The organism is Eubacterium sp. ER2 (assembly GCF_000765215.1).
GTDB lineage: Bacteria > Bacillota > Clostridia > Lachnospirales > Lachnospiraceae > Claveliimonas > Claveliimonas intestinigallinarum.
The window spans coordinates 1-17,488 of record NZ_JPJE01000040.1 but is presented as its reverse complement, the minus strand read 5'-3'; the positions used below and the strand labels follow the sequence as shown (position 1 = coordinate 17,488).

Here is a 17,488-nt window from a genome sequence, read left to right as displayed (position 1 = left end):
AGGATGAGCAGCTATGAAACCAATACTGGAGACGATCGACCTGGTAAAGTACTACGGGTCCGGCACCAATGTGGTGAAGGCCATTGACCATACGGATCTTGCGATCCGACGGGGCGAGTTTACCGCCATCGTGGGGAGGAGTGGCTCCGGAAAGAGCACTCTGCTCCACATGCTGGGAGGACTGGACCGGCCGGACAGCGGGAAGGTCCTCATAGAGGGAAAGGACATATTTAAGCTGAAGGAAGAGCGGCTGGCCGTGTTCCGCAGGAGGAAAATCGGGTTTATCTTCCAGAGCTACAATCTGGTCCCCTCCCTGAATGTGTGGGAGAACATTGTCCTCCCCATCGGCCTGGACGGCCGGCGGGTGGACCGGGATTTTGTCATGGGTATTATACGGCGGATCGGCATGGAGGACAGGCTCCACGCCCTTCCCTCCACCCTGTCAGGGGGACAGCAGCAGCGGGCTGCTATCGCCAGAGCTCTGGCCAGCAAGCCCGCTATAATCCTGGCGGACGAGCCCACGGGCAATCTGGACTCCAAAAACGAGCTGGACGTGATCAGCCTCTTAAAGAGCTGTGTCAGCGAGTACGGGCAGACCCTTGTGATGATCACCCACGATGAGACGATCGCCCAGATGGCGGATCGGATGATCCTCATCGAGGACGGGAGGGTGGTGAGCGCATGAAGACAGTGACAAAGACCGCCCTTGCCAACCTGAAGCTGAATCGGGGGAGAAACCTGATCAGCGGGTTTGCCATTTTGCTGACTACTCTTCTTATATTTTTTACCATCACCATCGGGATGGCCGCGGGATCTGTGGAGCTGGCTGCCGTCAATGTCTACTATCCAACCTACCACGCCATGTTCCGGGGCGTGACGGAGGAGAACGCGCAGAGGCTGGAAAGCCAGAATGAGATTGAGACCATGGGACTGAGAGAGGATTTCGCCTTTGGCGTGGACGACGACTCGGACATCGGCTTTTACGCCATGGACGAGGAGGCAATCCGCCTCAGCAAGCTGGAGCTGGAGGAGGGTCGTTTCCCCAGAGAGGGGAAGGAAATCGCCCTTTCCAGGGGACTCCTTGCCGAGTATGGCGTGGAGGCCGGCATCGGAGACGAGGTGACGCTGCCCTTTCAGCTGGTGGAGGATGGCGGCCTGGGGTGGCAGCAGGAGGACACCTTCCGGATCACCGGCTTCCTTGAGACGGACACAGACCCGGAGGACAAAGCCTACGGCGTTGTCTGCTCCCTGGACTATATGCGGGCCGCTGTCCCTGAAAGCGACAGGGCCTACCGGGTCCTGCTCCGGCTGAAGGACACCGCCGGAGAGGGGGATGGGATCGAGACTGTGGACGCCCTGGAGGAGAAAGCCTGTGAGATAGGAGAGGACTTTGGCGTCGACCCGGATGATGTAGTTGTCAACAAGACCTACCTTCTGGCCAACTATACAGATCCGGGCCTTTACACCGGGATCGGGGCCATCATCCTGGTGGTAGCTGTGGCCGGCGTTCTTTCCATCTACAGCATCTACTACGTGTCTATGGCGCCAAGAATACAGGAATACGGCCGCCTCAGGGCCATGGGGGCCACGAAAAGACAGATCCGGCAGATCGTGTTCCGGGAGGGGCTGGCAGTGGCCTTTGCGGCGCTCCCCATGGGCCTACTCCTGGGCAGTATCCTGGCCAGGCCGGTGCTGCTTACCATCTATAAAATGGCGGACAACATAGAGACCACCTACACAGAGTCGGGCCTGCACCAGCTCTGCATCGAGCTGCTGGAAAAGGGGCAGGTGCCCGTCCTTCGCTGGTGGATCTACCTGCTGACCATCCTGGCGGTCCTTGCCACCGTCTGGCTGTCCCTTGTAAAGCCCATGCGCCTGGCGGCCAGAGTTTCCCCTGTGGAGGCCATGCGCTACCAGGGCGGCTGCAGACGGAAAAAGGAGAGAAAGGGATATGAGAGCCTGAACGTTTCCAGGCTTACGCGGACCAATCTGGGGAGAGACAAAAGACGGACTGTTCTCACGATCCTCACCCTGGGCTCCATAGGCGTCCTCTTTATGGCTGTGGCGACGGTCCTTTCCTGCGCTGCGCCGGAGGAGATCGCCAGGCAGGAGTTTGAGGGGGACTACCAGATCTACGTGGACAGCTGGGAGGGGGACAAGATGAACCTGGACAGGTCCTGGGCCAGCCTCATGAGGGACAATCCCCTTTCCCCCGCCTTTATAGAGGAGGTTCGCTCTGTCCCCGGCGTGGAGGAGGTGAAGATCCGATCCTGGCTGTCAGGCAGTCTTCCGGAGCTGGACCCGGAGTCCCAGATCACGAGGGCCACCCTGGAGGGCTATGAGGACTCCTATAAGGATGTTATCCTGTCAGGTATCACAGAGGGAACAGCGGACTGGGAGGAGCTGAAAAAAGGGGAAAAGCTCATCATGCACCGGCGTCTGCAGCGCTGGTTCCCGGATCTGACAGCGGGAAGCCGGGTGAAGCTCCTTCTGGAGACGGACCAGGGGCCGGTGGAGAAGACCTTTGAGATCGCCGCGGTGGGGGACTATCCATCGGGGATCAGCAGCGGCAATTTCCTTCTGCCCCAGGAGGCTTTTGCCCAGTTCACCCCGGCGAACCTGAGCCAGACCCTTGTCATCACTGTGGATAAGGACCAGAAGGAAGCGGCCTTCCAGACCCTGGACACTCTGGCCCAGACAAGCCCCTACCTGGCCACGGACACCTATGACGCCCATCTCGAGACGTGGAAGAGCGGCACGGGGATCATGGCCTTTCTCGGATACGCCTTCCTCATTGTCCTGGGAGCCATCGGCGTCATGAACCTTGTGAACACCATGATCAACAGCATCTACACGAGAAAGAAGGAGCTGGGAATGATGCAGGCTATCGGCCTGTCGGAAAAGCAGCTCCTTGGGATGATGCAGCTGGAGGGCCTGTTCTACACGGCGGGGACTCTGGCAGTGGCCCTGGGCATCGGAAGCCTGGCAGGCTACGGCATTTTCCGGTACATGAAGGCGGAAAATATCATGAATGTGACCAGCTATCACTACCCGGTTTTTCCGGCTCTGCTCCTGGCTCTTACCGTGGCGCTCATCCAGATGCTCCTCACCCGCGCCGTGTCCCGCAGCTTCCGGAAGATGAGCCTGATCGACCGGATACGCTACTCAGAATAAAGGGACAACACCGCACAACACCGCGGCCTGTAAAAAGTCCAGCGCTATAGCTGCGCTGGACTTTGCCGGTCTCTTCTGCTAAAATAGACTGAATATGTGGGAGTGAAGGAAATTCTGCGCTCCTGCTGTGAGGAGGATGTGAGCTATGTATGAAGTGATGAGCGCTGACGAGGCAATCCGTCTGATCCGGGACGGAGACTGTATCTGCGTCAACTCGTTTGTGGGGATCGAGAACCCGGTGGAGCTCCACGAGGCGCTGTATAAGCGGTACCAGAGGATGCAGTCTCCCAGCCATCTGACCATTATCTCCAGCGCGGGGTTTGGCGTCTGGGACGAAAACAGAAACGCGGAAGGGTACATACGGGAGGGGGCTGTGGACCGACTGATCTGCGGACATTTCGGCGCTATGCCAAGCACCAAGAAGCTGGTGCTGGAGGACAGGTTCGAGGCCTACAACCTGCCTCTTGGATGTATCTCCCACGCCATCCGCGCGCAGGCGGGAGGGCTGCCGGGGGCTCTCTCCAAGGTAGGGCTTGATATTTTTGTGGATCCGAGAAAAGAGGGGCCGGGCATCAACAGGCTCTCTATCGATGACTCCCTTGTAAAATACGTGGAGGTGGACGGGGAGGAGTTCCTCTACTACAAACTTCCGAAGATCACGGTGGCTCTCATAAAGGGCACTGCCGCCGACAGGAAGGGCAATATTTCCTTTGACGATATGTTCATGTCCGGTGACGCTCTGTCCATCTGCCAGGCGGTGAAGGCTAACCACGGCAGGGTGATCGTCCAGGTGGACCGGCTGGTGGACACTCCCTCGCGGCCAAGGAACGCCATCATCCCCGGTTGTCTGGTGGACGCCATCGTGGTGGCTGAGCTGGAAGAGAGGAACGAGGCCTACTCCGCACTTACAGGAAGCTTTGAAATCCCTTACTCGGAGTGGAACGCCTGGAATGAGAAGATTGACAATGTCTCCTCCAGGCAGCGCAGCAACAGCGCGGCCGGAAATATCATCGGGAGGAGAGCCGCCAAGGAACTGCGGGTGGATGACATCGTGAATATAGGGATCGGCATCCCGGAGATGGTGTCCAGACACGCCCGCAAAAACGGCATGCTGGATATGGTGACGCTCACAGTCGAGTCCGGAGGCATCGGCGGCTTCCCTGTCTCAGGGGAGGTGTTTGGGGCTATGATCGGGGCGGCTTCCGTGTACGACATGGCCAACCAGTTTGACCTGTATGACAACGGAGGACTGGACATCTGCTTCATGGGCGCCCTGGAGGTGGACAGGCAGGGGAATGTCAATGCTCACCGGGGAACGGGAGCCTTCGCGGGCATCGGGGGATTTGCCAATATCACAGCTAAAACGCCCACCGTGGTGTTCTGTCTCACATTCAACACAAAAGGGCTGGAGGTCTCCCAGAAAAAGGGAACAGTCACGATTGAGAGAGAGGGGACCATCCCCAAGTTTGTGGAAAAGGTAAAAAGCGTCAGCTTCTCGGCAAGCCGGGCCATTGCCAATGGACAGAAGGTTTTGTATGTGACGGAGCGCTGTGTGTTCCGGCTGACGCCCAAGGGGCTGAAGCTCATAGAGGCCTACCCGGGTGTGGATGTGCAAAGAGATATCCTTGACCGCCTCCCCTTTGACGTGGAGAGCTGAGAGCATCCTTTTCCCCAGGGGCGGCTGAGCGGACAGAAGGGCCGCGCAAAAGAGCACAATAATATTGACAGAACAGAGTGCGTGATAGTATCCTGAAATCAGAATACTTTATCAGCGAGGAGGAAAAAACATGAGATATCAAATTCAGGGAGAGACTCTTCCCGTAGTTATCTGCGAGCTGGAGGGCGGAGAGACGATGATCACAGAGGGCGGCGGCATGGCCTGGATGTCCCCCAACATGAAGATGGAGACGTCCACCAACGGCGGTGTAGGCAAGGCCTTTGGCCGGATGTTCTCCGGTGAGTCCATGTTCCAGAACAACTATACGGCCATGGGAGGCCCCGGCATGATCGCCTTTGCCTCCAGTTTTCCCGGATCTATCCGCGCCTTTGAGATTACGCCCGGCAACGAGATGATCTTCCAGAAAAGCGCTTTCCTGGCAGGCGAGGCAGGGGTAAATATGTCCATTTTCTTCAATAAGAAGATTGGAGCCGGACTCTTTGGAGGCGAGGGCTTTATCATGCAGAAATTCAGCGGGAACGGAACAGTTTTCGCGGAATTTGACGGGCATGTGATAGAGTACGAGCTCCAGGCAGGACAGCAGATCGTGGTGGATACAGGGCATCTCGCCGGCATGACCGCCAGCTGCAACATGGAGATCAAGAGCGTTCCGGGCGTGAAAAATATGCTCTTTGGAGGAGAAGGATTTTTTAACACGATCATTACCGGACCGGGGCGCATCTGGCTTCAGACTATGCCCATCAGCAATGTGGCAGCCGTGCTCCGCAATTACATAACAACCGCAAAATAGCAAAAAAACGCAGGATTTTTATAGGCAGAAATACTAACGCCGGATGTCGAATAATCTGAAAATTGGGCAGTTTTCACAGCAGTAGTCAGGAGAGATTGCATTTTCCGGAGAGTGTGATATAATATTGACGACTTAAAAAAGGAACGGCATAAAGAGAAAAATATTGTAAGCAGTAAGATCTAGGAGGAATTGAAATGGCTACAAAAAAGACAGCAGAAACAAAAGTTGGTGCACAGAAGACAGTAAGCAAGGCATCAACCAATGTTGTGACTGCGGCGGCACAGAAGGCTGCGGCAGCTGCTGATACAAAAGAGGCTGCAAAGAAGGAAGCTGTTAAGACAGAGGCTGCCAAAGAGACAACTGCCAAAGAGGAGACAGCGAAGAAGGCTGCCGCGCCGGCAAAGACTACAGCCGCAGCGGCAAAGAAGGCTGACGAAGCAAAGACAGCAGAAAAAAAGACAGCGCAGAAGAAGGCTCCGGCAGCAAAGAAGCCTGCAGCTAAAAAGGAGATCAAGGTAAAGACCTATGTTCAGTACATGGGAAGAGAAGTGGAAGAGAAGGATATGATCGCCGCTGTAAAGAAGAGCTGGACAAAGGCTTCCGGCAAAAAGGTGGGAGACATCAAGTCCATCGATCTCTATGTAAAGCCTGAGGAGGGCGCGGTTTACTATGTGGTGAACGGAACAGATACAGGTTCTGTTGCTTACTAGGAGCATAAAACATAACAGACAGAGGGCGTGGAGCAGAAAGGTGCTGCGCCCTCTTTTTTTGTCGCGAAAAAAGTCGGAATATTTCTAAAATAAAAATAAATTAAAAGATAAGTAAAATTTATTTAAAATAAATATTGACAAATATGAAAATGAGTGGTAATATAAAGTCACAAAATAATAAACGAGATAAAAAACAGAATATAAGAAGTTTTTTATAGGTTTATTATTTTAGCTTTGAAAGACGGATGATATCTATAAGTTAAAAGGAATATGACAATTAGCTTATTACAGTTGGATAATAAGTATTCATATTCTAAAAAAGATTTATAGACAGAAGCCGGAATTCAGAGTCAATAGTTTAAGAAAAGGAGGTACGGACCGCCAAAAAATTAAACTATCTATACTGATCATTGTTGAAGGAAGTCCAAAAAGGCTGATACTTGAAAGCCAGAGTACTGAGAAAGAATTTTAACAGGGATATGAAAATATTCGGGAATTAAGGTTTTAGTATCAGGAATAATATAGCAGACAGGTAAAAGTCATACGATGAAATTGAAAGTGATCAGTATAAAAAGAAGATCATTTTTTACTACATGTGTAGGGAAAGGAAGAAAAATGATTGAAACAGTAAAGTAGAGACGGGTGTCAGTTTAGTTTGAAATTGATGCCCGTCTCTACTGTCTTCTGCTGTGTGCGGCACGGGAAGAAAAATATAGACTTAACAGAGAAAGAAAAAGATGCTATAATACTGCTGAATAATTAATACAGGGACAAAGGAGAAGGTTATGGACGAATTGATGTCGATGATGAATCAACTGGCCGATGGGGAGACGGCGCAGGTCGCACAGAGTGTGCAGGAAATCATGCAGGAAAGTATAGTTCCCGCTGTGGCTGCTGTTGTTCTGGGACTTGTCATCTGTTTCTTTGGATTAAAGCTGATCCGCGTACTGGCGGCCATAACGGGTATCTGCATCGGAGCTGTGGCGGGAGCGGCCCTGGCTTTGGTGTTCGGCCTGCAGGGGACGGCTGTCCTGGCTGCGTCGGCCGTGGGGGCAGTTCTGTTTGCCTGCCTTGGAGCAATCCTCAGGAGAGTGGGAGGATTTCTCTTTATATGGGTTCTCACGGCGGGTGTGCTGGAATGGTTTTTGGCGCCGGGCACGGTGCCCTTCCATCTGATCTGTCTGGGCGTGGGACTGGTGATCGCGGTGATCACAGCCATTCTGATGGATCCCATCATTATCGTGCTCTCTTCCGTAGGGGGAGGCATTGTGGCTGGCCTGGCAGTGTCGGCGCTTCCGGGACTTGACCTGAATATCCTCCTTACATACGGGATATGTGCAGTTCTTGCCATCCTGGGCATAGTCGTGCAGTTTATGATGAAGTCCAGAGAAGTGGGCAAGAAGGAAAAACGCTATTCCGAGTCTGTGAAAGAGGAGAAGTCGGTGGAGACGGAAGTGGAGAAAGCAAGGATGCTGCTGGAGGATGATCCGGCGGACCTGGAGACAGACCTAGAGACAGACCTGGAGACAGACCTGGAGGCTGAAGGAGAACCGGAGGAAAAAACGGAAGAAAAATAATAAGTCTGATTTATAGGACACCTCATCTGCTATGGTATACTCATAGGAAGAGAGGTGTTCTTTTATGTACAGGATAAGCAGAATTTTATTGATGGGAGCCGGCTTTGTATTGGCGGCGGGAGCAGCACTGATCTTTGGCTTTACAGAGTGCAGGATGGACGGGACCGCATATATGTGGATCTGCCTTCTGGGTCTGGCAATGATCTACGGTTCCAGCAAAGGACTGTCACAGGAGCATTAAGGCAGGGGACAAGGCGGAGAACAGGTCAGGAGAGCCGGACAGCGCATTGGTTTTTTCACTCCGTTGTGCTATAATAAAATCATGTCAAAGGGACATATTAAAGTGCAAAGGAGGCTTACTGATGAAACTGGATATGCATTGTCATGTAAAAGAAGGGTCACTTGACAGTAAGGTAAGCTTGGATGACTATATTACAAAGCTGAAGCAGGAAGGCTTTGACGGGATGCTCATTACAGATCATGACACGTACAAGGGGTACAGGCACTGGAAATATGAGCTGAAGGGGAAGGCCCATGAGGATTTTGTCGTGCTGAAGGGGATCGAGTACGATACCTGTGACGCGGGACATATCATCTGCATTATGCCCGAGGGCGTGAAGATGCGCCTTCTGGAGCTGAAGGGGATGCCTGTGCAGATGCTGATCGACTTTGTGCACCGGCATGGCGGCATACTGGGACCCGCCCACCCCTGCGGAGAGAAATATCTGAGTTTTACAAACACAAAGAAATATTTTAAATCGCCTGAGACGATCAAGCGGTTTGATTTCATCGAGGTGTTTAATTCCTGCGAGCCGGAGGAGTCCAATGTCAGGGCTGCCAGGCTGGCCGAGAAGTATCAGAAGGTGGGCATCGGCGGCAGCGACTCCCACAAGATCGAGTGTGTGGGAAAGGGTTATACGATCCTGCCCCAGCGGGTGACCTGTGAGACAGAGCTGATCACCCTGATAAGGGAGAAGGCGGCTATTGAGGCGGGAGGTACCCTGTACGGCAAGACGACGAAGGAGAAGCTGGGAAAAATGAACAAGATCCTGCCCTACTCCTTCTGGTTTTACAACAAGGGAGGCGCTCTTCTGAGAAAGAGGAAGAGAAAGCAGAAGGGCAGGATTGAAAATCCGGTAGATCCCATTGATCCCATCGAAATTCCCTATCTGGACGAGATCAAGAAGAGATAGGAAGCGGCGGGGCAAAGGTCAGTGACCGACAGGGCACAGCTGACAAAAAAGAAGGGGCAGGCTGCAAAAAAGCCTGTCCCTGTACTATGTATGCCTGGGACGGCCGGTGTCCGGGAGTGACTGCGGCCGGGCCGGACGGCGGAGAAGAGAGAGGACAAAGGAGAAAGAGAAGATGTATGTTTTATGGTGCAGGCTGTTTCAGAGGGTGATGAAGTTTTTTATGGATATTGTTCCCTTCTGGCGCAAGCCGAAGATGATCACAGGCAGGGACAGCCTGAAAAAGCTTCCCGATATGCTGCGGCATAAGGGAATTAAGAACGTGATGCTGGTGACAGACCCGGGAATCGCAGCCCTGGGACTTCACAACCAGCTTCTGGAATGGATCCGGGAGGAGGGGATCGAGTGCGTGGTGTACGACAAGACCACGGCAAATCCAACTATCGCCAATGTGGAGGAGGCTCTGCAGCTCTACAGGGAGCACGGCTGTCACGCCCTCATTGCCTTCGGAGGCGGCTCCCCTATGGACTGTGCGAAGGGAGTGGGAGCGAGAGTGGCAAGGCCTCACAAAAAGATTTCCTCCATGAGAGGGGAGTTGAAGATCCTGAAGCCTATCCCTCTGCTCATCGCCGTGCCCACCACGGCCGGGACAGGAAGCGAGACCACCCTGGCGGCGGTGCTGACGGATGAGAGGACCCATGAGAAATACGCCCTCAACGACTTTGTGCTGATCCCCAAATATGCGGTTCTGGATCCGGTCCTGACAGAGGGGCTGCCGCCCTTTATCACGGCGACCACCGGTATGGACGCCCTGACCCACGCGGTGGAGGCATACATAGGAAAGAGCAACACAGCCCAGACCATAGAGGACAGTGTGACGGCTGTGAAGCTGATCTTCAAAAATCTGGAGCGGGCCTACAGGGACGGATCAGATATGGAGGCCAGGGAGAACATGCAGAAGGCCTCTTTCCTGGCCGGCGCCGCGTTTACAAGGGCCTATGTGGGCTACGTCCACGCCATTGCCCACAGCCTGGGCGGGGAGTACGGTATTCCTCACGGCCTTGCAAACGCAGTGATTCTTCCCTATGTGCTGGAGGACTACGGCAGCTCCGTGTACATGTCTCTGGCTGAGCTGGCGGACATCGTGAAGATCGGACAGGAGCTGGACAGCGACCAGGAGAAGGCGAATGCGTTTATCGCTGAGATCAGGGCCATGAACAGGCGGATGGGAATTCCGGATAAGCTGGAGGGCATCCGGGAGGACGATATTGATATGCTGGCAAAGAGGGCGGCAAAGGAGGCCAATCCCCTGTACCCGGTTCCCAAAATTATGAAGAAGGATCAGCTGAAGGAAATCTATTATCAGATACGCGCGTAGGAGGAGAAAAGATGGCAGAGTATAAAGAAATGATGCAGAAGCAAAGAGAGTATTTCCGCGCCGGCGAGACAAAGAATGTGGCTTTCCGGCTGCGGCAGCTTGAGCGTATGGCGAAGTGGATCGATCAGAATGAGGAGGACATCATGGAGGCCCTGAAGCAGGATCTCCACAAGTCTCCCTTTGAGGCCTACGCCACGGAGATCGGGATTGTCAAGGAGGAGATACGATATACACTGAAGCACCTCAGGAGCTGGGCGAGGCCGAAGAGGGTGCCAACTCCCATCACCCAGTTCCCCTCCAGGTCCTTTATCTACCCGGAGCCCTACGGAGTGGTGCTGATCATGTCGCCCTGGAATTATCCCTTCCAGCTCACCATTGCCCCTCTCGTGGGAGCTATCTGTGCCGGCAACTGCGCGGTTGTGAAGCCCTCCGCCTACTCCGACGCCACCTCGGCGCTCATCGGGCGGATGATCAGAGAGCTGTTTCCGGAGAAGTATGTCAGTGTGATTGAAGGGGGAAGGAAAGAAAACGAGGCTCTCCTGAACGAACGGTTTGACTATATTTTCTTTACGGGCAGCGTGAACGTGGGGCGCTACGTGATGGAGAAGGCCTCCGCTCACCTGACTCCTGTCAGCCTGGAGCTGGGCGGCAAGAGTCCCTGCATCGTGGATGAAACGGCGGATATCTCCCTGGCTGCGAAGCGGATCGTCTGGGGAAAATTCCTGAACTGCGGCCAGACCTGCGTGGCCCCTGACTACATTTTCGTCCACAAAAATGTGAAGGAGAAGCTGCTTAAGCAGATGGCAAAGCAGATACGCAGGATGTATGGAAATGATCCCTGCAGAAACGAGGAGTACCCGAAGATGATCAACAGAAAGCACTTTGACAGAGTGCTGGGCCTGATCCGGGACGCCCACGTGGTGTGTGGAGGCGGGAGCAGACAGGATACCCTGCAGATCGAGCCCACCATCCTGGACCAGGTTACATGGGAGCATCCGGTCATGCAGGAGGAGATATTCGGGCCGGTGCTGCCGGTCATGACCTTCTTTGATCTGAAGGAGGTGGTGGAACAGGTCAGCGCAAGGCCAAGGCCCCTTGCCCTCTACCTGTTTACAAAGAAAAAGGAGAGAGAGGCCTATGTGCTGAAGCACGTCTCCTACGGCGGAGGCTGCATCAATGACACGGTGGTGCACCTGGCCACCTCCTACATGCCCTTTGGCGGCGTGGGGGACAGCGGCATGGGCGGTTACCACGGGAAGGACAGCTTTGATACGTTTACCCACAGGAAGAGCATTATGAAGAAGTCCTGTCTCATCGACATACCGGTCAGATATGCCCCGTTTAAGAAAAAACTGGATCTTCTCAAGAAGATCCAGTGATAGGCCGGCTGCGCCCGCTCCGGGCTACAGCAGCAGGCCGATGTGGTAGATGAGGAAGCTCATCACCCAGGCCACTACAAATTGGAAACACACGAAGCAGGCGGTGAGACGCCTGCTTTCTGTCTCTCGGCGGATCGTTGCAATAGTAGCCGTGCAGGGCACATAGAGAAGACAGAAGACCATCAGGGCGTACGCGTTTACCGGGCCAAAGCCCATAGACCCAAGTGTGGAGGCCATGGCGGTCATGCCGTGGGATGTGGTGATGTTCTGGATGCCAAAAAGCACGCTGCAGCTGGAGACCACCACCTCTTTCTGGGCGATGCCCGCGATCAGCGCCACCACAATCTGCCAGTAGCCAAGTCCAAGGGGGGTAAACAGCGGCACAACCGCCTTTCCCACATATGCGCCGAAGCTGGTGCCTATATCTGTCACATAACCGGAGGGACCGAAATTTAGGAGCGCCCACATGATGACGGAGGCCAGGAAGATGACGGTTCCCGCCTTGGTCAGGTAATCCTTGATTTTCTCCCATACATAGATGGCGATTGTCCGGGCGTTGGGAGATTTGTACTCCGGCAGCTCGATGAGAAGTGCGTGCTCGGCCTTGCTCCCGTCAAATTTGGAGATGACGAATGCGGAGGCGATGGCTACCAGTATGCCCAGCAGGTACATGGAGTAGCACACCAGCATGGCGTTCTTCCCGAAGAACATGGAGGAGAACAGCACGTAGATGGGAAGCCGTGCGCTGCAGGACATAAAAGGAGTGATCAGGATCGTCTTCAGCCGGTCCTTTCTGTGCTCCAGAGCTCTCGAGGCCATAACAGCGGGAACCGAGCATCCAAACCCCAGGAGAAGGGGGATGAAAGCCCGCCCTGAGAGGCCCAGATGGCTCATGATATCGTCCATGACAAAGGCTACCCGGGACATATACCCGCTGTCCTCCAGAAAAGCCAGGGCCAGGAACAGGATGAAAATGTTGGGCAGGAAGGTCAGGATACCGCCCACGCCGGAGATGATCCCGTCCACGATCAGTGAGGTGACCATGGGGCCTGTCCCCACAGCGGCTAGACTGTCTGAAGCGACTCTGGAGAAGGCGTCCAGCCCGATCTCAAAGTAGCCCTTCAGGAAGTCTCCCACTGTGAAGGTGAGGAAGAATACAAGGGCCATGATGGCGAGGAAGATGGGAAGCCCCAGCCATCTGCTGGTGAGGTATCTGTCAATATGGTCTGTGCGCGCCTCGTTTTTCGATTTGTTGACAAGAACCTCCTGAATAATCTCCTCGATAAAATTGTACTTCTGATTAATGATATCCTTTTCGTAGTCCCGGTCGATGACATCCGTTAGATCAATGGGGTACTGGTCGTTGACATTTTGATCCCTCTCCAGATATTTGATGGCATGCCACCGCTTGTTGTCCATGTCCGGATAGGAGGCGTTCAATCTGTCCATGATCTGGTCGATCTTATCCTCTATGTAATCCTCGTACACCATGGCGTACTCCTGATGATGGTTGTGTCTGTGGGAGGAGTGCTCTCCGTGGTGATGGTGGATAAAGGGACTCTGCTTGGCATGGTCCTTGTGATGCGCCACCGCGTGAAGCAGGATGGACAGCCCTGTTTTTTTTCTCGCGGAGACCGGGATGGCCGGGATGCCCAGCATCTCCGGGAGGCGGTGCAGGTCGATCTCCATGCCCCGCTCCTCCACAATGTCCATCATGTTCAGAGCCAGTACGACGGGCTTGCCCAGCTCGATGAGCTGGAGAGTCAGATAGAGGTTTCTCTCCAGGCAGGAGGCATCCACCACATCCACAATGACATCCACCTCGTCGCTCAGGATGCACTCCCTGGACACAGTCTCCTCCATGGTGTAGGAGGTGAGACTGTAGATGCCGGGGAGGTCGATAAGGCGGAAATCCTGCCCCTCGTAGGTTGCGTGCCCCTCCTTCTTCTCCACTGTGACGCCGGGCCAGTTGGCCACCTTCAGGTTGGCGCCGGTGAAGGCGTTGAAGAGGGTGGTCTTGCCGCAGTTGGGGTTGCCTATGAAGGCCACATTAATTGAGTCTGCCATTTTCCGCCACCTCCTTCACATCGATATTGTCGGCGATCTGCCGGCCGAGGGCAAAACGGGTGCCCCGGAATTTTGCTGTCAGGGAGCCCTTCTTGTCATTGTTTAAAATGGTGATCAGAGCTCCTTCCGTTAGCCCCAGAGCCTCCAGACGGCGCTCCAGCTTTTTTTCAGTGCGTATTCCACATACCTGGTATGTGTTGTTATTTTCCCCTTGTTTCAGTGTCATTTGTAAGTCTCCTTTATTGAGAAAAATTATCTTCTAGTGTATGATTATAGCATTATTTGACTGTACTGACAATGTGAAGTATAATCTTGCTGTCACGCTCCCCGCGGCCTTCTGTTTTTTTCTGATGAGGCCGGCGGAAGAGGGGGCTTTGTGAAAGGAGTTTCATATGCAGATATACAGACTGCTGCTTTATTTTTTTCTATACAGCTTTCTCGGGTGGTGCACAGAGGTGGCTTACGCCACGGTGAAGGAGAGGCGGTTTGTCAACCGGGGATTTCTAGGCGGCCCCTGGTGCCCCATATACGGGGTGGGCGTGTCCGCGGTGGTGACGCTGCTGGACGGTTTCCAGGACAGCCTGCTGCTTCTTTATCTGTCCTCCTTCGTGCTGGTGACTCTGATCGAGGGCATGACGGGATTTATCATGGATAAGATATTTCATCACAAGTGGTGGGACTACACAGGTCTTCCCTTCAATATCGGCGGGTATGTGTGTCTGCCCTTCTCCATTGCCTGGGGAGCCGCCTGCCTGGTGATCGTAAAGGGCGTCCACCCCGTCATTGAAAGGCTGGTGGGGCTCCTGCCAGAGGCCGCGGGCCTTGCCCTGATCTGTGTCCTGACGGCAGGCCTCGCGGCTGACCTGGCCGTGACGACAGCGGGCATACTGAAGCTGAACAGGCGCCTGGATATGCTGGAGCGGATCGGCGCGGAGCTCCGCGAGATCTCGGACAGGATGGGAGCCAATATCCACGAAAATGTCATGGATGCCATGGAGAGGGCGGAGGTGTTGGAGAACATGGCTCAGGCCAGAAAAGAGCGGCTTGACGCCATTTCCGGGGAGGCGAAGGAGCGCCTGGACCTTCTCTCTGAGGAGACGAGGGAGCGGTACGATATTCTCAGACAGCGATACGCGGAGCTGACCGGTGCGACCCTTCAGGCCAGCCGACGCCTTGTGAGGGCCTTCCCCAGGATGGAGTCCAGAAGGCACAAGGAGCTGCTGGAGGAACTGAAGAGGAAGCTGGAGGAAGTGACGAGAAAAAGATAGGGCAGGATAGAAAAAAGGTATTTCAAACAGAAAAAGGGCATTTCCGATCACACAGAGGATCAGAAATGCCCTTTTTGCAAACAGATATTACGAAATCATCAAATGTGAAACAATTCTTTCAGGCCGCACAGGATGATGGCGCCGTGGTCAAAGGCCAGTCCCCGGCTGTTCTTCGCAAGACAGGAGTCCTCATCAAAGAGGAGGGGACATTCCAGGGAGGAGGAGAGGACCTGACCGCCTCCCTCCAGACGGAGTTCGTAGTGAAGCAGCCCCGGCCGGATTTCCTCCCGGCGCGTCAGGAAAACGGTGAACCATCTGGCATCGCTGGCATCATCTCCCGCTTTTACCGGAATCTGGTCTGTGTCCAGGACCGCCAGATGGGCGCAGCTCATGACCCAGGTGCGGGGATCTCTCCCGGGCTTTGAAAAGGTGTAGAGCTGCCGCAGGGGTATGCCCTCCACGTGGGTCTCCTCCCAAAGCTCCCTTCTGGCCGCCTCCATGACTGTCTCGCTGGGCCCCACAAAGCCTCCCGGAAGAGCGCGGCAGCCGAGGAAGGGATGCCCGCCCCGGCTGACCATGAGGAGCTTCAGCGATCCGTCAGTTAGATAGTGCAGTCGATCCGGGGATGCGCTCCCCTCACTGCCTGTGCGGCAGGAGGAAAGCCCCGGGGCGGCGAAGATGAGCATGTCCACTGTCATGGACGGCCGGGGATAGTCGCCGGGCCGGTACCGTGCCAGAAATTCTTCCTCCGTCAGTCCGTTTTTGTCTAGAAGTGGTTCCATTATCATGCGCCTCCTGTCAGGATTGAAGCTGTCTGTAGGAGATCAGCTTGTCCAGGTTGTTTAAGAACAGTGCGTTCTGGCTGGTGATTTTTTTCTTCTCCAGCGCGGATTTGCACTGCTCCAGGTAGCTGTCGTACATGGAGTAGAGCAGTGCGTAGGGTAGATCCCGGTTCTGGCTCCACTGGAACAAAAGCCAGTTCATAGCGTGGGAGAACCAGTATCTGCGGGGGATCTCTCCGTCCTTTAGCACCAGGATGTGGGGGTGGGCCTCCTCGGCGATGGCGGCCAGCCTCTCCGCGTCCGGCTCCTGCCGGCTGAATTTTTTGGGCTTCAGCAGAACGGCGCTCTCGCTGACCAGGCCGTTCAGCTTGTTGGCGGCCTCCCAGTAGGGTGCGAAGTTGGGGGAGAGAGGGCCAGTGTGGCGGGCCTCCTTCTCCCTCGCCCGCTCAGCCTGGGTCTCCCGGCGGATAGGATTGCGTATCCTGCGGTCGTAGACTCTGCGGCTGTCCGGATTACTCAGGATCCGGTAGGCGGTCAGCACGTTCTGGATGTAGGATGTGGTGTCAAAGGTACTGTTTATATTTTCGTCCGGATGCATTTTTTTCACTAAAAAATTCTTGGCGTCTGCAATCTCTTTTTCATCTGCATCCATAGAAACGCCAAGAAGATCATAGTAGGTACAATCTTTCATATACATCTCCCCTTATTCATTCAGTTTATAAACTCCCACCTATTATAATACTTCAGCGGGGCCGGGAAATCAACCGGAAAGTCAAGCTTGTTGTTCAGAGGAAAGAGTGGTAAACTGACTGTAAATGCGTGAGCGTCCGACGGGGCGTAAGCTGCCAAATGAGCGACACAAGAGGAGAAAGGACGAGAAAGCTATGAGAAGGCCAAAGAGACAGATGACGGATGTGGGTGAGATTGCCGGGGTGCTCAGGGAGTGCATGGTGTGCCGGGTCGGTATGAGCAGCCAGGGAAAGATCTATGTAGTGCCCATGAATTTCGGCTATGAGCAGGAGGGTGAAAAGCTCACCTTCTATCTTCACAGCGCGAAGGTGGGCCGCAAGATCGAGGCGTTTAGGGAGGAGCCGGAGGTGTGCGTGGAACTGGACTGCCGGCACGGGCTGATGGAGGCGGAGCTGCCCTGCAGCCACAGCTATTACTATGCCAGCCTCATCGGCACCGGGAAGGTGCAGGTCCTGAAGACCTATGAGGAGAAGCTGGAGGGGCTGAAGAAGCTGATGAGACACCAGACCGGAAAGGATTTTGACAATTTTGACGAGAAGTGGGTGGGCGCTGTGGAGGTGCTGAAGGTGGAGCTTGATGAGTACGCCTGCAAGTACCACGACGGCACCAACTAGGACGACAGAGTGAGAACAGAGACATCCCTGTGGGGATGTCTCAGACTGTAGACAAAGTCCCCGGTTTACCCCGGGGCTTTTCTATTGTAGTTATCAACATTTCAATGATCCTTCCGGTTTTTATCAAGAAA

16 protein-coding genes are annotated in these 17,488 nt (G+C 54.4%); 12 read left to right on the top strand and 4 right to left on the bottom strand.

The window, feature by feature from the left end:
- Positions 1 to 13 precede the first annotated feature (13 nt).
- From NI21_RS0113480 to NI21_RS0113440, 10 genes are all read left to right on the top strand, one after another.
- Positions 14 to 685, top strand: coding sequence for an ABC transporter ATP-binding protein (locus tag NI21_RS0113480; protein ID WP_033126730.1), 672 nt, complete (start codon positions 14 to 16; stop codon positions 683 to 685).
- Positions 682 to 3,174 carry an ABC transporter permease gene (locus tag NI21_RS0113475; protein ID WP_033126729.1) on the top strand — a complete coding sequence of 831 codons (2,493 nt, stop codon included), beginning with the start codon at positions 682 to 684 and terminating at the stop codon, positions 3,172 to 3,174. The genes NI21_RS0113480 and NI21_RS0113475 overlap by 4 nt, the downstream gene beginning before the upstream one ends.
- 145 nt (positions 3,175 to 3,319) lie before the next feature.
- The gene (locus tag NI21_RS0113470) at positions 3,320 to 4,831 is read left to right on the top strand and encodes a malonate decarboxylase subunit alpha (RefSeq protein WP_033126728.1); all 1,512 of its coding nucleotides are present in this window, start codon (positions 3,320 to 3,322) and stop codon (positions 4,829 to 4,831) included.
- Positions 4,832 to 4,961: 130 nt separating this feature from the next.
- Positions 4,962 to 5,642, top strand: a complete 681-nt coding sequence (locus NI21_RS0113465) for a TIGR00266 family protein (protein WP_052084120.1) — start codon at positions 4,962 to 4,964, stop codon at positions 5,640 to 5,642.
- 194 nt (positions 5,643 to 5,836) lie between these two features.
- Complete coding sequence (locus NI21_RS0113460; RefSeq protein WP_033126726.1) at positions 5,837 to 6,352, top strand: DUF6465 family protein; 516 nt, start codon at positions 5,837 to 5,839, stop codon at positions 6,350 to 6,352.
- A 785-nt stretch (positions 6,353 to 7,137) separates the two neighbouring features.
- A complete protein-coding gene (locus tag NI21_RS0113455; RefSeq protein WP_138304695.1) occupies positions 7,138 to 7,929 on the top strand; it encodes a TMEM198/TM7SF3 family protein in 792 nt (263 codons plus the stop codon).
- A 64-nt stretch (positions 7,930 to 7,993) separates the two neighbouring features.
- Positions 7,994 to 8,170, top strand: a complete 177-nt coding sequence (locus tag NI21_RS16795; protein ID WP_156111855.1) for a hypothetical protein — start codon at positions 7,994 to 7,996, stop codon at positions 8,168 to 8,170.
- Between the two features lie 121 nt (positions 8,171 to 8,291).
- On the top strand, positions 8,292 to 9,122 hold the full coding sequence (locus tag NI21_RS0113450) for a PHP domain-containing protein (RefSeq protein ID WP_033126725.1): 831 nt from the start codon (positions 8,292 to 8,294) through the stop codon (positions 9,120 to 9,122).
- A gap of 172 nt (positions 9,123 to 9,294) precedes the next feature.
- Complete coding sequence (locus NI21_RS0113445) at positions 9,295 to 10,497, top strand: iron-containing alcohol dehydrogenase (protein WP_033126724.1); 1,203 nt, start codon at positions 9,295 to 9,297, stop codon at positions 10,495 to 10,497.
- Between the two features lie 11 nt (positions 10,498 to 10,508).
- Positions 10,509 to 11,876 (top strand): aldehyde dehydrogenase, encoded by a 1,368-nt coding sequence (locus tag NI21_RS0113440; protein ID WP_033126723.1) that lies wholly within the window; start codon positions 10,509 to 10,511, stop codon positions 11,874 to 11,876.
- Positions 11,877 to 11,900: 24 nt separating this feature from the next.
- On the opposite strand, the gene feoB is transcribed toward NI21_RS0113440, so the two are convergent.
- Positions 11,901 to 13,943 carry a ferrous iron transport protein B gene (gene feoB, locus NI21_RS0113435; protein WP_033126722.1) on the bottom strand — a complete coding sequence of 681 codons (2,043 nt, stop codon included), beginning with the start codon at positions 13,941 to 13,943 and terminating at the stop codon, positions 11,901 to 11,903.
- Complete coding sequence (locus NI21_RS0113430) at positions 13,927 to 14,169, bottom strand: FeoA family protein (protein WP_033126721.1); 243 nt, start codon at positions 14,167 to 14,169, stop codon at positions 13,927 to 13,929. Before NI21_RS0113430 ends, feoB begins: the two co-directional genes overlap by 17 nt.
- A 166-nt stretch (positions 14,170 to 14,335) precedes the next feature.
- Between NI21_RS0113430 and NI21_RS0113425 the strand changes: the two genes are divergently transcribed.
- Positions 14,336 to 15,211, top strand: a complete 876-nt coding sequence (locus tag NI21_RS0113425; RefSeq protein WP_033126720.1) for a putative ABC transporter permease — start codon at positions 14,336 to 14,338, stop codon at positions 15,209 to 15,211.
- Between the two features lie 98 nt (positions 15,212 to 15,309).
- Here NI21_RS0113425 and NI21_RS0113420 read toward each other — a convergent pair whose 3' ends face one another.
- On the bottom strand, positions 15,310 to 15,993 hold the full coding sequence (locus NI21_RS0113420) for an NUDIX hydrolase (RefSeq protein WP_052084115.1): 684 nt from the start codon (positions 15,991 to 15,993) through the stop codon (positions 15,310 to 15,312).
- A 16-nt stretch (positions 15,994 to 16,009) separates the two neighbouring features.
- Positions 16,010 to 16,684, bottom strand: coding sequence for a J domain-containing protein (locus NI21_RS0113415; protein WP_033126719.1), 675 nt, complete (start codon positions 16,682 to 16,684; stop codon positions 16,010 to 16,012).
- A 193-nt stretch (positions 16,685 to 16,877) separates the two neighbouring features.
- Here NI21_RS0113415 and NI21_RS0113410 point away from each other — a divergent pair, with 193 nt between their 5' ends.
- Positions 16,878 to 17,357, top strand: a complete 480-nt coding sequence (locus NI21_RS0113410; RefSeq protein WP_033126718.1) for a pyridoxamine 5'-phosphate oxidase family protein — start codon at positions 16,878 to 16,880, stop codon at positions 17,355 to 17,357.
- Positions 17,358 to 17,488: the final 131 nt, after the last annotated feature.

What these genes read in the sequence shown, in the direction of transcription:
- NI21_RS0113480 (WP_033126730.1), top strand. Translation starts at nt 14, where the DNA reads ATGAAACCAATACTGGAGACGATCGACCTGGTAAAGTACTACGGGTCC.
- NI21_RS0113475 (WP_033126729.1), top strand. Translation starts at nt 682, where the DNA reads ATGAAGACAGTGACAAAGACCGCCCTTGCCAACCTGAAGCTGAATCGG.
- NI21_RS0113470 (WP_033126728.1), top strand. Translation starts at nt 3,320, where the DNA reads ATGTATGAAGTGATGAGCGCTGACGAGGCAATCCGTCTGATCCGGGAC.
- NI21_RS0113465 (WP_052084120.1), top strand. Translation starts at nt 4,962, where the DNA reads ATGAGATATCAAATTCAGGGAGAGACTCTTCCCGTAGTTATCTGCGAG.
- NI21_RS0113460 (WP_033126726.1), top strand. Translation starts at nt 5,837, where the DNA reads ATGGCTACAAAAAAGACAGCAGAAACAAAAGTTGGTGCACAGAAGACA.
- NI21_RS0113455 (WP_138304695.1), top strand. Translation starts at nt 7,138, where the DNA reads ATGGACGAATTGATGTCGATGATGAATCAACTGGCCGATGGGGAGACG.
- NI21_RS16795 (WP_156111855.1), top strand. Translation starts at nt 7,994, where the DNA reads ATGTACAGGATAAGCAGAATTTTATTGATGGGAGCCGGCTTTGTATTG.
- NI21_RS0113450 (WP_033126725.1), top strand. Translation starts at nt 8,292, where the DNA reads ATGAAACTGGATATGCATTGTCATGTAAAAGAAGGGTCACTTGACAGT.
- NI21_RS0113445 (WP_033126724.1), top strand. Translation starts at nt 9,295, where the DNA reads ATGTATGTTTTATGGTGCAGGCTGTTTCAGAGGGTGATGAAGTTTTTT.
- NI21_RS0113440 (WP_033126723.1), top strand. Translation starts at nt 10,509, where the DNA reads ATGGCAGAGTATAAAGAAATGATGCAGAAGCAAAGAGAGTATTTCCGC.
- feoB (WP_033126722.1), bottom strand. Translation starts at nt 13,943, where the DNA reads ATGGCAGACTCAATTAATGTGGCCTTCATAGGCAACCCCAACTGCGGC.
- NI21_RS0113430 (WP_033126721.1), bottom strand. Translation starts at nt 14,169, where the DNA reads ATGACACTGAAACAAGGGGAAAATAACAACACATACCAGGTATGTGGA.
- NI21_RS0113425 (WP_033126720.1), top strand. Translation starts at nt 14,336, where the DNA reads ATGCAGATATACAGACTGCTGCTTTATTTTTTTCTATACAGCTTTCTC.
- NI21_RS0113420 (WP_052084115.1), bottom strand. Translation starts at nt 15,993, where the DNA reads ATGGAACCACTTCTAGACAAAAACGGACTGACGGAGGAAGAATTTCTG.
- NI21_RS0113415 (WP_033126719.1), bottom strand. Translation starts at nt 16,684, where the DNA reads ATGAAAGATTGTACCTACTATGATCTTCTTGGCGTTTCTATGGATGCA.
- NI21_RS0113410 (WP_033126718.1), top strand. Translation starts at nt 16,878, where the DNA reads ATGAGAAGGCCAAAGAGACAGATGACGGATGTGGGTGAGATTGCCGGG.